This is a genomic window from Streptomyces sp. MAI_2237, assembly GCF_054189285.1.
The window spans coordinates 359,949-374,204 of the sequence record NZ_JAJPGQ010000003.1 but is presented as its reverse complement, the minus strand read 5'-3'; the positions used below and the strand labels follow the sequence as shown (position 1 = coordinate 374,204).

Sequence of the window (14,256 nt, the reverse complement as noted above, 5' to 3'; positions counted from 1 at the left end):
ACGGGGGCGGGAAGGCGGCGGGGGCGTCTTGACGGTCCGTGGAATCCGAGATTCAGTGCGTCGCATCGCAGCGCTTCGACGGGTCGCGTGCGAGGCTTGCCCGTGAGGCATATGACCGGAGGGGGCGGAGGATGTGCCGCGAACGTGTGGAGGGCCCCGGCGCCTCGCGGCGCCGGGGCCTGTCCTCCCCTGTGCTGACCCGGAGCCCCGAGCTCTCAGGGTCATTCCCCTCGGACCGGTTTCCCCGAGCGGTCCGCCTCCCGCTGAAGATCTCCCCTCGGCAGCGGCGATCATTCCCTGAGTGTGGTCACTCGAACGAGGGGTGTTGTCGGCAGACGCGGCATTTTCGAATACCCATTCGATAGTCTGCGGGTGACAGGGCGGGCGGAATCCGCGCTTCAGCAGTGAGTGCACCGCGCGGGAAGCAGCACCGGCACACGCACCGGACAAGCACGAGTACAGCTGCACGGCACGGCAGGACACGGTTCACAGGACCGGCCGGCTCATCGAGCGGGAGCGAGCGGTCCGAGCGGAGCTAGGGGGGTGCCAGGACCATGGCGCGACGCATCGACGTGACGGGGGCGGGTGGCGTACGCCTCGCGGCGTGGGAGTTCGGGGACCCTCCCAAGGCGGACCCCGCGCCCCTCGTACCGGAACAACCCGGCCCGCCGGACCGGGCCGCCCCACAGGTCCAGCAGGAGCACGGGCCCGGGGTCCTGTTACTGCACGGCCTGATGGGCCGCGCCTCACACTGGGCCTCCACCGCCCGCTGGCTCTCCGAGCGGCACCGCGCCGTCGCACTCGACCAGCGCGGTCACGGCCAGAGCGACAAGCCCCCACGGGCCGCCTTCACCCGGGAGGCGTACGTCGAGGACGCGGAGGCCGCACTCGAACAGCTCGGCCTCGCCCCCGCCGTCCTCATCGGCCACGCCATGGGCGCGCTGACCGCCTGGCAGCTCGCCGCCAAGCGCCCCGACCTGGTGCGGGGCGTGATCATCTGCGACATGCGGGCCTCCGCCCTCGGCGCCACCTCCCAGCGCGAGTGGGCCGACTGGTTCCGGGCCTGGCCCGTCCCCTTCGCCACCCTGGCCGACGTGCGCAAGTGGTTCGGCGAGGACGATCCGTGGGTCGAGCGGCCCAACCCCGCGCGCGGGGAGTTCTACGCCGAGGTGATGCACGAGGGCCCGGACGGCTGGAAGCCCGTCTTCGACCCCGACCAGATGCTCAAGTCCCGGGAGACCTGGGTCTACGACGCGCACTGGGAGGAGCTGGCGCAGGTGCGGTGCCCGGCGCTGGTGGTGCGGGGGCTCGACGGCGAGCTGGGCCGGGCCGAGGCCCAGGAGATGGTCCGGGTGCTGCCCGCCGGGGAGTACGCGGAGGTCGCCGACGCCGGCCACCTCGTGCACTACGACCAGCCGGAGGGCTGGCGGGCGGCGATCGAGCCGTTCCTGGACGCCGTGCTCACCAGCCCCTAGACCTGGCCAGGGCCTGTCGTTTGGATCAGCTCGGCGTCGCGGGGTCTGGCACGCACTCCCCCAGAGGGGGCACCCCCAGCCGCGTTGTCGTCACTCGCCGACTCCCCCACTCTCGGCTTCGCTCGAGCGGAGGGACCCCCATCGCGTCGACTCCCTCCTCCGCCTTGCAGCCGCACGCACCAGACCCCGCTCGGGTCGGTCCTGAGGCGCCCTCTGCTGCAGCCGAGCTGATCCACACGACAGGCCCTCTAGCCCTTGCTCACCGCGGCCAGGATCTCCGGGAGACGGGCCGCCGTGCGCGGGGCCGCCAGACGCAGGCCCGCCCAGGTGATCGCCGCGCCGTACGCGGTCCCGAACGGCAGCAGCAGCCAGCCCCAGGAGTCGCCGCCCTGCGCCACGTTCGCCCAGATCGCGGCGGCGATGACCGGCGCGGACAGCAGGGCCGCCGAGACCATGCCGCCGAAGATCGAGATCCAGGCGAGGCCGGTCTGGCCGGGGGCCACGTTCTTGTAGCCCTCCTGCGGGATGGAGTACGGGAACCGGGCGGACGTCCAGGCGCCGGTGGCCAGCATCGCGCCGAGCAGCGCGAAGGACAGGCCGAGGACCTCGGGCAGCCGGGGCCAGTCGCCGAGCATCGCGGTCGTCAGGACGGTGACGAGGGTGGCGTACGGCAGCGTGATCACGAGCAGGGCGAGCGCCCGCCCGCGCAGCTCGACATAGGCGTCCCGGCCGGAGGAAATGGTCAGCGCGACCATCCAGAACGCGGAGGTGTCCTGCCCGAACTGGTTGTACATCTGGATGCCGAGCATCCCGGCGGCGAAGCACGCGAAGTAGACGGAGCCGGTGCCCTGCAGGGCGTTGAAGACGGGCACGATCAGCCCGATGGCCAGCGACGTCACCCAGGCCGCCTTGGTCTTGGGATCGCGCCACACATACCGCAGGCTGCGTTCCATGACCGTCCCGGTGCGGCCGGCCGGCAGCAGCCGCGACAGGCCGGAGCCGGCCCGGCCACGCGCGGCGGGCTCGGCGGACACCTGCAGGGTCGAGCCGTCGGGCGAGGTCATCAGCCGGGTCAGGTGCCGCGCCCACACGGCGATGAGCGCGGCCAACGCTCCCGCGCTGAGCGCCAGTTGCAGAGCCGCGGCCCCGTAGGACCCGGAGCTGACCGAGTCCACCGCGCCGATCGCCGAGGCGGGCGGCACCCACTTCACCACGTCGCCCGCCGGCGCGAGCTGCTTGAGTCCGCTCGAACCCAGCCGCTGCGCACCGAAGTTGACCAGCTGCGCTCCGATCGCGATGACGAGCCCGCTGAGCACCGCCAGATCGCGGCCCTTGCGGCTGGTCAGCAGCCGGATGTTGGCGGCGGCGACGGCCCGCGCGAGGGCCACGCACACCAGCAGCGCGAGCACGACGGCGACGACGCCGACGGCGTACGCCGCCGCGCCGCGCGCGACGGTGATCACCGAGCCGGTCAGCAGGAGCAGGGTGAACAGCGGGCCGATGCCGACGAGGGAGGCCGCCAGCAGGGCCCGTACCAGAGGGCGCGGGCGCAGCGGCAGCATCACCAGGCGGGTCGGGTCCAGGGTCTCGTCCCCGCCGGGGAAGAACAGCGGCATGACCGCCCAGCCCAGCGCCAGGACGGCCGTCAGCAGGACGACCACCGCCTCGGCGTGCGCATGCCCGCGCAGCGCGACCAGGCCCAGCAGCTGCAGCGCCCCGAAGAGGAGGACGAAGACCGCGGAGACGACATAGGCGGCCCGCCTGCCGCCCGACTGCCGCAGTCCGTTGCGCAGCAGCGACAGCTTCAGCCGTACGACGACGGCGGTGACGTCGGCGGCCGTCATCGCGCGCCGCCGCCCAGCCAGTCGAGATCGGAACCGGTGTCGCGGCCGCCCGCGCCGACGAGTTCCAGGAACGCCTTCTGCAGCGAGGGGGCGTCGCCGCGGACCTCGGCGAGGGTGCCCTGGGCGCGGATGCGGCCGGCGGCCATCACGGCGACCCAGTCGCACAGGGACTCGACGAGCTCCATGACATGGGAGGAGAAGACGACGGTGGCGCCGGAGGCGGTGTAGCGCTCCAGGACGCCCCGGATGGTCTGCGCGGACACCGGGTCCACGCCCTCGAACGGCTCGTCCAGGAAGAGCACTTCGGGGTTGTGCAGCAGGGCGGCCGCGAGCCCGATCTTCTTGCGCATACCGGTCGAGTAGTCGACGACGAGCTTGTGCTGGGCGCCGGTCAGATCCAGGACGTCGAGCAGTTGCGTGGCCCGCTTGTCGACCTCGGCGCCGGGCAGTCCCCGCAGCCGGCCGCTGTAGACGAGCAGTTCGCGGCCCGACAGCCGCTCGAACAGCCGCAGTCCCTCCGGCAGCACCCCGATCCGCGCCTTCACCGCCACCGGATCGCGCCACACGTCGTGTCCCACGACCTCGACGGTGCCCTGATCGGGCCGCAGCAGCCCGGTCACCATGGAGAGGGTGGTGGTCTTCCCGGCCCCGTTGGGCCCGACGAGGCCGATGAACTTGCCGGCGGGCAGTTCGAGATCGATCCCGGCGACCGCGATCTGCTGTCCGAACCGTTTCCAGAGGCCTTGAACGCGTACGGCGGCTGAGGTCATGAAGGAACCCTACGGGCAGGTGGCGTCGCTCAGGGGAGCGGGCCGCACCCGAGGTCCGGCTTCGCCGCGCGGGCGCACGTCACCTGTCCCGCCCGCACGCGTAGGCCAGCGGCGACGTCAGCTCCTCCGCGTCCGGCAGCCAGCGGTTGGCGGGCGTGGGGCGGCAGGCCCACTGGACGGCGCCGCGCGAGCCGAACCGGGTGGGCGGCGCGGCCACGTAGGCGCCCTCCCCGAGCACCGCCAGATCGAGGGACGAGGGAGTCCAGCCGAGCTTGCGCAGCGACTCCGGCACCTTCACCGAGGCGCCCGGCAGCACGAAGAAGTGCATCCGCCGGTCCGGCGTCAGCGTGACCGGTCCCAGCGTCAGCTCCATGCGCTCCATGCGGGCCAGCGCCAGGAACCCGGCCGTCTCCGGCACGGAGATCGCGTCGAACGTATGCCCCGTCGGCAGCAGGATCGACGCCGTCGGCTGCTTCTGCCACATCCGGCGCGCGACGGTCGCACTGCCCGTGGCCTGCGTCGCCCAGTCGTCACGCGCGGGATGCGCGCCCGGGGCGGCGCACGCCGCGTCACCGCAGGAACAGCGCTGCACCCCGTCGACGGCTTCCAGCCAGGTGCCGGGGACGACGTCCCAGTGGCGCTCCTCGGCGTAGCGTAGGGCGGCCTCCAGCAGCGATTCGCCGCGCTGCTGCGGGATCTGAGCGGCTTGGGTGCCCGCGATCGTCTCTTCCACGATGAACACAACTCCCGCACCCACCTGGAGTTACGGGCGTAACGCGCGCGGGGGAGGGGCATCGATCCCCCGTCCGGGGCGCATGGATGCACGTGTGGGGGCGCGCGGGAGGAACCACGGCGTGAGCTGGGTAGCCACGAACGGGGACGGCCTCCCTTCAAGAGGCCCTTACCCCGGCAATCCTCGGAATTCCTCGCATGGCGCGCATTGTGCGCATGTCGGCGGGGCATCGATCTTCAGGGCCGGATCTTCTCGCCTCCCACGGCGAGGGTTCCGGCCGTGGAAGACACGCCAACTCGGTGCGTGGGCAGGCACCGCAGCCACAGGGGGTAGTGCCAATGGCCGCAAGGCCTCTCGTCGCGCGGCAGCCGAACGAACGGCTGCAGGCGCTCATCCAGGAAGCGGGGTGCTCGAACGCCGGGCTCGCCCGCCGGGTCAACATGTGCGGCGCCGAGCACGGCCTCGACCTGCGCTATGACAAGACGTCCGTGGCCCGCTGGCTGCGCGGACAGCAGCCGCGGGGCCGGGCGCCCGCGATCATCGCCGAGGCGCTGGGCCGCAAGCTGGGCCGCACGGTCACGATCGACGAGATCGGCATGGCCAACGGCAAGAACCTCGCCTCGGGCGTCGGCCTGCAGTTCTCGCCGACGGTGCTGGGGGCCATCGAGCAGGTCTGCGAGCTGTGGCGCAGCGACGTGGGCCGGCGGGACTTCCTGTCCGGCTCGTCCGTCGCCGCCTCCGCGCTGGTCGAGCCCAGCCGTGACTGGCTGATCTCCTCGCCCGACTCGCAGGTGGCGCGCTCGGCGGGGCCGCGGGTCGGCCAGTCCGACGTGGCCGCCGTGCAGGCGATGACGCAGGCCCTCGTGGACCTCGACCACCAGTACGGCAGCGGGCATGTGCGCCCGGTCGTCGTGCACTACCTCAACAGCGTCGTCTCCGGGCTGCTGGCGGGCTCCTACCGGGAGGCGGTGGGGCGCGACCTGTTCGCCGCGGTCGCCCGACTCACCGAACTCGCCGGGTACATGGCCGTCGACACCGGCCAACCCGGCCTGGCCCAGCGGTACTACATCCAGGCGCTGCGGCTCGCCCAGGCGGCCGGCGACCGCGGCTACGGCGGCTATGTGCTGGCCGCCTCCATGAGCCACCTCGCCGCGCAGCTCGGAAACCCGCGCGAGATCGCCCAGTTGGCGCGGGCGGCGCAGGAGGGGGCGCGCGGGCGCGTCACCCCGCGCGCGGAGGCCATGTTCCACGCGGCGGAGGCGCGCGGGCACGCCCTGATGGGCGATGTGCGGGCGGCCCAGCTGGCGTCCGGGCGGGCGGTGAGCGCGCTGGAGTCGGCCGACTCCGCCTCCGGGGACGACCCGGTGTGGATCGCGCACTTCGACGAAGCCTATCTCGCCGACGAGTTGGCGCACTGCCACCGCGACCTCGGCCAGGCCGAGGCGGCGGCGCGGCGCGCGGAGGAGTCGCTGGCCGGACTGCCGGAGACGAAGGCACGCAGGCGGGCCATCGGATACGTGCTGCTGGCCACCGCGCAGGTGCAGCAGCGCGAGATCGAGCAGGCCTGCAACACCGGCCTGAAAGCGGTGGAGTTGCTGGAGAGCGTGCGCTCCAACCGGGGTGCCGAGTACCTGGAGGACTTCCAGCAGCGCCTGGAGCCGTACCGGGAGGAGCCGGTGGTAAGGGAGTTCGGGGCCCGGATGGACCTCCAGGCGGCGGCGTGAACGGGCGGGAAACGGTTGGTTGACGATCGGATTCGATCGGAGGTGGACATATACGGCGACCTGCGAAGCTCCCCTGTTACCGGCGTCACAGGGGAGGAGGTTGCGCCCTGAGCTGTGTCGCACCCGGCTCCGGGGACCCGGTAGCGTGAGCCGACGGTTTCACAAGGTCCCCCATTAGTAGGAGTCCCGGTGACGCAGAGTGGACAGAGCGAGGAGCCCTCGCAGCGCCAGGCGCGCGAAGGCATCGTGCTGCCCTCCGACGGCGGCGAACCGTTGCTGCCGGGCATGCTGGGCAACCAGACCGGCCCGCGGCACGGCTCGCCGCAGGCCCCTCAGGGCGGATCGCACACCGCGCAGTACGGCGACCCCTACGCCGGACAGCAGCCCGGGCAGCCGCCGGCCTCGGCCCCGCCCGGCGGCCAGTCCTGGGGCACGCCCTGGGGCCCCGACCGGCAGGAGTCCGCGCCCCCGGCGGCGGGCCAGGGCTGGGACACCCCGCCGGCCCAGTCCTGGGGCACGCCGGGCCCGTACCAGCCGCCGGCCACGGACCAGTGGAACGCCGGTTCCCAGCCGCTCCCGCAGGAGGGCGCGCCGTCCCCGTCCTACGGCGGCGCGGCGCAGCCCCTGCCGGGCGCCTCGGCGCACGACGGCTACGCGCCCGCCGCCCACCAGCCGACGTCCGGCTCCCCGCTGCCGCCGGCGAACCCCTACCCGAGCGCCCCCGGCTACGACGCTCCCGCCGCCTTCGGTGCCCCGCTGCCCCCCGCCGACGAGGGCGCCACCCAGCTCATACCCCCGGTCACCGGCGGTGCGCCCGGCAATGAGGGGGCGACGCAGTATCTGCCGCCCGTGCCCGCGGCACCCGCCGACGAGGGGGCGACGCAGTTCCTGCCGCCCGTGGGGCCCGGCGCGCTGCCGCCGCAGGCCGGTGGTCACCCCTCCGGCGAGGCGACCCAGTTCCTCGGCCGCCCGGCCCAGGCCGGTGCCGGGCCGCTGCCGCCCGCCGCCGACCCGGACGCGCAGGCCACCCAGTTCATCCCGCCGGTGGGCGACCATCGTCAGCCGCCCGCCGAGTTCGACAACCTGTTCCGCGGCGCACCGGGCGGCGAGGCCCCGGCGGGCTCCACGCAGCAACTGCCGCGCATCGAGCAGCCGCAGCAGCAGCCCGCCTACGGCGGCCCCCAGTCCTCGTACTTCCCGCCCGGACGCGACCACGACGACGACGGCGGTGGCGGTGGCGGTGGCCGGGGCGGACGCGGCGGCCGTACCAAGTCGCGCGTGCCGCTGATCGCGGCCGTCGGCATCGGCATCGTCGTGCTCGGCGTCGGCGCGGGTGCGCTGATGGGCGGTGGCGGCGACGACGGCAAGGACAAGAACCAGCCGGTCTCCGCCACGGCCCCGGCCGGCGACGGCTCCGCCTCGCCGTCCGCCGACCCCGCCAAGCAGCAGGCCGCCGCCCTGGACAAGCTCCTGGCCGACAGCGGCAACAGCCGGGCCTCGGTGATCAACGCGGTGGCCGACGTCAAGGCGTGCCGGAACCTGGGCGGCGCGGCCTCGGACCTGCGGGCCGCCGCCAGGCAGCGTGGCGAGCTGGTCACCCGGCTGTCGGGACTGTCCGTCGACAGGCTTCCGAACCACGCCGACCTGACCGCCGCCCTCACCAAGGCCTGGCAGGCCTCCGCGTCCGCCGACAACCACTACGCGGCCTGGGCCGACCAGGTCGGTGGACGGAAGGGCTGCCACAAGGGCCAGGCCCGCGGCACCGGACAGACCGCGGCCGGCAACGCCGCGAGCGGCATCGCCAGCCAGCAGAAGCTCAAAGCCTCGCGGCTGTGGAACGCGATCGCGAAGTCCTACGGCCTGACCCAGCGCGGACCGACCCAGCTCTGAGCCGGTCCCGGCTCGGCGCGGACGGTCAGTCGACCTCCGCGCCCTGAAGGGTCCGCGCCACGTCGAGGAAGCCCTGCTTCGCCGCCACCAGCTGCCCCTGCCGCACGACCTGCAGCGTCACGTCCGTGTTGACGATCCGGGAGAAGCCGATGGTGGCCACCGGACCCTGGTCGCTCCACTTCAGGGGCGGCGTCAGTCCGCCGGTGGTGACCTTCAGGCCGTCGTCGAGGGCGCGGCGCACGGAGTCGGCCGTGACGTTGCCGCCGCCCAGCGAGTCGACGACCTTCTTGAACACCGTGTAGGCGATCCAGGTCGTCTGCACGCCGACGTCGCCGGCGTCGATCCGGTTGTCGCCGAAGGCCTGCTCGCTGATCACCTTCTTCATCGGGGCCCAGCGCGGGTCGCTCGACACCGGGTACCAGCCGGTGACGTAGGAGCCCTCGTACGGTCCCGACGGGCCGCCGGACTCGTTGATCACCGTCTGGTCGACGCTGTCGAGCGTGGCGGCGGTCCGTACCGCCGGATACTCGTCGCGCTCGCGCCGGAAGGAGTCCATGAAGGTGCTGGTGCGGTCCCCGAGCGCGGGGATCGCGCACCCCTTCTTCGCCGCGCCGCCGGTGGTGGCGGTCAGCGCCTTCCCGGCCGGCCCCGCGTACTCGGTGGTGTCGTCCGCGGCCCGCTGGTCGATCGAGGGCCGATGCCCGCCGGCCTTCAGACCGGAGTCGAGCATGGGGGGAAGCTCGTCGCCCGCGATGGTGTCGGGCCGGATCAGCGCGACGGGCCCGCAGCTCGCGGCGAGTTCCTTGCCGAGGCCCGCGAGCAGCGTCGGCTGGCCGCCGTTGACCGGGTAGGACAGCGGGCTGGTGAACTCGGAGGTGGTGGCGCCGTAGCCGCCTATGAAGGGGATGCCGGCGCCTTCCAGGTCGGGAAGGTAGGACTCGCCGTACTGGCTGTAGGAGCCGACGACCGCGACGACGTTCTGCTTGACGGCCGTGCGGGCGCACTTGGCGGCGGCCACGCTGTCGTTGTGGTCGTTGCAGGTCAGGACCTTGAGCTTGCGGCCGCCCAGGCCGCCGTGCGCGTTGACGTACCGGGCGTAGGCCTGCGCGAAGGCCGGCATCCCGGGCTTGTTGGTGGCGCTGGTGCCCTGCGGCGCCCAGGTCATCACGGTGATCGGGTCGTCCCCTGCGGCCCCCGCGGTACCGGGGATGACCCCGCAACCGGTGGCCAGGGACGCACACACCGCCAGGGCTCCCGCCGCGAGGGCGGTAGCTCTGCCGGGCCGGGTGCGGGTGGGGAGGAAGGTGCTGCGGAAGCGTCGCCTGCCGGTCATGGACGCACACGCTTCCGTCACATCGCCAACCCTGTGGTGACCTAGGGTTATTGATCGGTGACGTGCAGGTGAATTACGGGGGCAGGTGAGGCGCGAGTGCGAAAGAACGTACGATCGGTGACCGTGCAAGGTTCGGACAACTCTTCCCGTCGCGGTCGTCGCTCCTCCACCATGGGCGGTATGCCACTGAACGACATGCCGTGGTGGCGCTGGCGCAGCAATGTGCGCTCCGCGCTGCACATGCTCTCCGACCCGGGGTTCCAGCAGAACGTCTGGCTGGCCGGCGTCGACGGGTACGGGGACGTCACCGACGCCGTGTACCGCCTGGTCGAGGACACCTGGCTGGACAACTGGTCCGCCGAGAAATACGTCGGCACGATCTTCAGGGACTCCCAGGAGGCGGCCCTCGTCGACACCGCCGTGCTGCGGGTGCTGCGCATCATGCACCAGGTCGGGCCGGACGCGCCCGTCTCCGCCTACCTGGAGCACCAGGGCTGGCCGGAGGCGGTACGGGCGGCGCGGGACGCCCACGTGCGCATGGCCGTGTCCGACGGCGAGGACCCGGACGCGCCGCCGCGCACCCTCGAGGTGCTGCGGATCATGACGCGTTCCGCTTAGCGGACGCCGGTTCGGACCCGAGTTCACTTATGGGACCCTGTCCTGCATGAGCGAGCAGTCCACCCGAGCCGCGGCGAACCCCGCCGACCAGTACGTCCTCACTCTCTCCTGCCCGGACAAGAAGGGCATCGTGCACGCCGTGTCGAGCTACCTGTTCATGACCGGCTGCAACATCGAGGACAGTCAGCAGTTCGGCGACCACGACACGGGTCTGTTCTTCATGCGCGTCCACTTCTCGGCGGACGAGCCGGTGACGGTGGACAAGCTGCGCGCCAGTTTCGCCGCGATCGGTGACGCCTTCCACATGGACTGGCAGATCAACCGGGCCGACGAGAAGATGCGGATCGTCCTGATGGTCAGCAGGTTCGGGCACTGCCTGAACGACCTGCTCTTCCGGGCCCGTATCGGCGCGCTGCCCGTGGAGATCGCGGCCGTGGTGTCCAACCACACGGACTTCGCCGAGCTGGTGGCCTCGTACAACGTTCCCTTCCACCACATTCCGGTGACGAAGGACACCAAGGCGGAGGCCGAGGCGCGGCTGCTCGAGGTCGTCCGGGAGAACGACGTCGAACTGGTCGTGCTGGCGCGGTACATGCAGGTGCTCTCCGACGAACTGTGCAAGCAGCTGAGCGGGCGGATCATCAACATCCACCACTCGTTCCTGCCGAGCTTCAAGGGTGCGAAGCCGTATCACCAGGCGCACACCCGGGGGGTCAAGCTCATCGGGGCGACCGCGCACTACGTGACCGCGGATCTCGACGAGGGGCCGATCATCGAGCAGGAGGTCGAGCGGGTCGGGCACGACGTCACGCCGGACCAGCTGGTGGCGATCGGGCGGGACGTGGAGTGCCAGGCGCTGGCGCGGGCGGTGAAGTGGCATGCCGAGCGGAGGATTCTGCTGAACGGGCGCCGGACGGTGGTATTCGCCTAGCGGCGGGCTCGGGGGGCTCGGTTTCGGGGTGGGCGCGGGTGAGTGGGGGCTGGGCGCGCAGTTCCCCGCGCCCCTGAGAGCTCGGGTGGTTCGGTGCGGGGGCGGCTGCGGGTGATTCGTGGCTGGGCGCGCAGTTCCCCGCGCCCCTAGGTAGGCCCACTGCAGGCCTTCTCGCCAGTGCCCGCAATACCGAAGCCCGCCCACCGCAAGGCTTTCAGGGGCGCGGGGAACTGCGCCAACGGCCCCCACTCGGACGCACTCGACGACGGACCCGAACCCGCCCCTACATCCTGCTCAGGGACGCCGCCGCGAAGAGGACGTCTCTGATCGCCTCGCGGTCGCCCACCTGCCCCGCGGCCGCCTCCTCCGGCGGTACATGGCCCGCGGCCAGCCTGCAGAACTCCACGCCGTCCAGGGCGACGTGGGCGATCTCGTGCTCGGGCGACGCCTCCGCCGCCGGTGAGTCCAGCGGGATCAGCCACTCGCCCCCGCCGAGGCCCTCGATCTCCAGCCGCAGGCTCCGGCCGGGCCCGCCCGCCACACCGAGGTGCCGCCCGGCGGCAGGGGAGGCGAGCCCCACCTGGCGCCGCCCCGCCAGCACGAGGGGAAGCATGCGCGCCGCCAGGTCGATCATGCGGTGCAGATGCCGGGGAGCGGGCGGCTCGTACGGGTAGTCGACCGCGTCGGCGATGTCCTCCGCGTGCACCCAGCACTCGAACGCCCGGTCCAGCATCGCGTCGTGCAGGGGCAGGTCGAAGTCGCCGTAGGAGACCGCCAGTCGCCCCGAGCCGGAGCCGCCCGTGAAGGAGACCGTGCGGACCAGGTCGTGGCTCTGCTCCCGCCAGGGGCGCCGGACCGCGCGCGTGGGCGGTGAGGGGGCGCTGCGCCAGAGCGCCTCGGTGCGGAACGCCGGGCCGGGGCCGTCCGCGGGGCTGCCGCCCAGCGGGTCGTCGAGGCCGAGCGCGACCGCCACCAGGCCGTCCACGCACAGCAGATGGGCGATGACCCCGGCGACCGTCGTTCGGCGGCTGGTCGGGCCGTCGCCGTCGAACCAGCGCAGCCGTACAGGCGCGTGCCACTCGGCGTCGCCGATGTCCTGCAGCAGGGCGTCGAGCCGGGCCGTCTCCGCGTCGTACGGGGTCGCCCAGTCCGGGACCGGGATCCGAGGCGGGCGCCGGTCGAGGCAGCCCTGCAGCACGCGGGTGCGCAGGGCCGGGTCCAGGTCGAGGCTCTCCGGCGGGTGCAGCAGCCCCACCGCGTCGCGCAGCCGCAGCGCCTCCTCCGCGCAGGGGCCGCAGCCGCCCAGGTGGTCCTCGACGGCGGCCGTCTCCTCCGCCGAGCAGGCGGCCAGGGCCCACGCCCCGAGCAGGGACTTCAGCACGTGGTGCTCCAGGACCAGCGGGGCGGACGCGGGCTCCTGCGGAGCGGGCAGCGGCCGGCCGCCGTCCTCGACGGAGGACCGGGGCAGGGGTATGCGCGGCGGCCGGCCGGGCTCGCGCGGGGCGTCGAACGCCTCGAAGCCGCTCACGCCGCACCCCCGTACCCGGGGGGTGAGCCGGGGGCGCCGGCGTCGTGGGCGGTGGACAGCAGCTGCAGGCCGAGGCGGAGGCGACGGCGGGCCTCGTCCTCGGTGACGCCGAGGTCGGCGGCGGTCTGGCGGTAGTCGCGGCGCTGGAAGTAGGCCAGCTCCAGGGCGGCGCGCAGCGGGGAGGGCATGGAGGTGACGATGTAGTCGGCGCGGGCGGCGACCGAGGCGCGGCGGACCTTGCGCTCCAGTTCCTCGGTGGAGCCGCCGCCGCGGGCCAGCGCGGCGGTCTCGGTGGCGCGCAGCCGCTGCACGGCGAGGCGGTGGGTCAGCGTGGCCACCCAGGAGCGCAGCGGGCCCTGTTTGGGGTCGTAGGTCTCGGGGTGCTCCCAGACGTGGGCGAAGACGTCCCGGGTGATGTGGTCCGCGGCCCGCTCGTCACCGAGGACGCGGTGGGCCAGGCCGTGCACGAGCGAGGCGAAGCGGTCGTAGAGCTCGCCGAGGGCGGCCGCCTCACCGCGTGCCAGCCGCTGCTGCATCTTGCGGTCCCAGCGCGGCGGTGCGTCCTTCTTCGCCATGCGGTCCCCCCACCCTGTTCGTCGGCCTGCCCGCGCTCTCGTCCAGCCTGCGCCCACCGTCTCCTCGAATGTAGTCGGCACCTGTGACAGCGCACGCCCCTTTATGGCAATGCGCGCCCCCATGGAACCGCCAGGTGGTAGTGGACCTTCATCCACCCCCAGTCTCCGACCAGATCTGTTCTGATCCGATCGAACAGGATCGAAGTAGACAAAAACAAGCCTCTTTCGATCGGTTTCCGTTTCCCCTGAAGAGTTTCAGGGCAAGGCCGCTGGGCAGCCACGCTGCGAGGAAGCGTAAGGATGGCTTCCGTTTCGCGGGGGACCGGCGAACGAAGGGCATGGTGGTGGCGTTCTATGTGAACGGCGGCGAGCAGGGCGAATGGACCGTGCTCAGTGTGTCGGGCGAGCTGGACCTGGTGACATCTCCGGCACTGCGTCAGCGGGTGCACGACGCGGTGGCCGACGGCCGCCACAGTCTCGTCCTCGACCTCTCGGAGGTCTTCTTCTGCGACTCCAGCGGTGTCGGCGTGCTCATAGCCGCCCGCCGGCTGATCCGCTCCTGTCAGGGCAGCCTGCGGCTGATCCTCCCCGCGCGGGGCGCGGTCGAAGGCTCCCACGTCAACCGGGTGCTCGGCGCGCTCGGCGTGCGCCGGCTGTTCGACGTGTACGCCGACCTGGACGAGGCCGTCGCCGAGGAGGCCGGACCGCTGTCGGCGTAGCGGCGCCCGCAGAGGTCGCCCATAGAGGATGCCCGTTCCCTCTGCCACACGGTTGTCCCAGAATTCCCCCGGTCTTGGCACAAGCGTCGCTTTCGCGCGCCCCGGGGCGCCGACGC

At 72.8% G+C, this 14,256-nt stretch carries 12 protein-coding genes; 6 read left to right on the top strand and 6 right to left on the bottom strand.

The window, feature by feature from the left end:
* Positions 1-554: 554 nt before the first annotated feature.
* Positions 555-1,475, top strand: a complete 921-nt coding sequence (locus LN251_RS11890; RefSeq protein WP_458244411.1) for an alpha/beta fold hydrolase — start codon at positions 555-557, stop codon at positions 1,473-1,475.
* A gap of 248 nt (positions 1,476-1,723) precedes the next feature.
* On the opposite strand, the gene LN251_RS11885 is transcribed toward LN251_RS11890, so the two are convergent.
* The 3 genes from LN251_RS11885 to LN251_RS11875 all read right to left on the bottom strand — a co-directional run bounded on the left by LN251_RS11885 (position 1,724) and on the right by LN251_RS11875 (position 4,831).
* Positions 1,724-3,319 carry a transporter gene (locus LN251_RS11885; protein WP_458244410.1) on the bottom strand — a complete coding sequence of 532 codons (1,596 nt, stop codon included), beginning with the start codon at positions 3,317-3,319 and terminating at the stop codon, positions 1,724-1,726.
* A complete protein-coding gene (locus tag LN251_RS11880; RefSeq protein ID WP_458244409.1) occupies positions 3,316-4,089 on the bottom strand; it encodes an ABC transporter ATP-binding protein in 774 nt (257 codons plus the stop codon). Before LN251_RS11880 ends, LN251_RS11885 begins: the two co-directional genes overlap by 4 nt.
* A gap of 79 nt (positions 4,090-4,168) precedes the next feature.
* A complete protein-coding gene (locus LN251_RS11875) occupies positions 4,169-4,831 on the bottom strand; it encodes a bifunctional DNA primase/polymerase (protein ID WP_458244408.1) in 663 nt (220 codons plus the stop codon).
* 329 nt (positions 4,832-5,160) lie between these two features.
* Between LN251_RS11875 and LN251_RS11870 the strand changes: the two genes are divergently transcribed.
* Positions 5,161-6,546, top strand: coding sequence for a transcriptional regulator (locus LN251_RS11870; RefSeq protein ID WP_458244407.1), 1,386 nt, complete (start codon positions 5,161-5,163; stop codon positions 6,544-6,546).
* 189 nt (positions 6,547-6,735) lie between these two features.
* Positions 6,736-8,436, top strand: coding sequence for a hypothetical protein (locus tag LN251_RS11865; protein ID WP_458244406.1), 1,701 nt, complete (start codon positions 6,736-6,738; stop codon positions 8,434-8,436).
* A 25-nt stretch (positions 8,437-8,461) separates the two neighbouring features.
* On the opposite strand, the gene LN251_RS11860 is transcribed toward LN251_RS11865, so the two are convergent.
* Entirely contained in the window at positions 8,462-9,769 is a 1,308-nt protein-coding gene (locus LN251_RS11860) for an ABC transporter substrate-binding protein (RefSeq protein ID WP_458244405.1), read from the bottom strand.
* 117 nt (positions 9,770-9,886) lie between these two features.
* On the opposite strand from LN251_RS11860, the gene LN251_RS11855 reads away from it, so the two are divergent.
* Complete coding sequence (locus LN251_RS11855) at positions 9,887-10,387, top strand: SCO4402 family protein (RefSeq protein WP_142152877.1); 501 nt, start codon at positions 9,887-9,889, stop codon at positions 10,385-10,387.
* A gap of 46 nt (positions 10,388-10,433) precedes the next feature.
* Positions 10,434-11,318 carry a formyltetrahydrofolate deformylase gene (gene purU / locus LN251_RS11850; RefSeq protein ID WP_142152875.1) on the top strand — a complete coding sequence of 295 codons (885 nt, stop codon included), beginning with the start codon at positions 10,434-10,436 and terminating at the stop codon, positions 11,316-11,318.
* A gap of 283 nt (positions 11,319-11,601) precedes the next feature.
* Here the strand turns inward: purU and LN251_RS11845 are convergent, their stop codons facing one another.
* Positions 11,602-12,846 carry a zf-HC2 domain-containing protein gene (locus LN251_RS11845; RefSeq protein WP_458244404.1) on the bottom strand — a complete coding sequence of 415 codons (1,245 nt, stop codon included), beginning with the start codon at positions 12,844-12,846 and terminating at the stop codon, positions 11,602-11,604.
* Positions 12,843-13,421, bottom strand: coding sequence for a sigma-70 family RNA polymerase sigma factor (locus tag LN251_RS11840; RefSeq protein WP_458244403.1), 579 nt, complete (start codon positions 13,419-13,421; stop codon positions 12,843-12,845). Before LN251_RS11840 ends, LN251_RS11845 begins: the two co-directional genes overlap by 4 nt.
* Positions 13,422-13,759: 338 nt before the next feature.
* Between LN251_RS11840 and LN251_RS11835 the strand changes: the two genes are divergently transcribed.
* Positions 13,760-14,140: an STAS domain-containing protein gene (locus LN251_RS11835; protein WP_458244402.1), complete on the top strand. Its 381-nt coding sequence runs from the start codon at positions 13,760-13,762 to the stop codon at positions 14,138-14,140.
* The last annotated feature ends 116 nt before the right edge of the window (positions 14,141-14,256 follow it).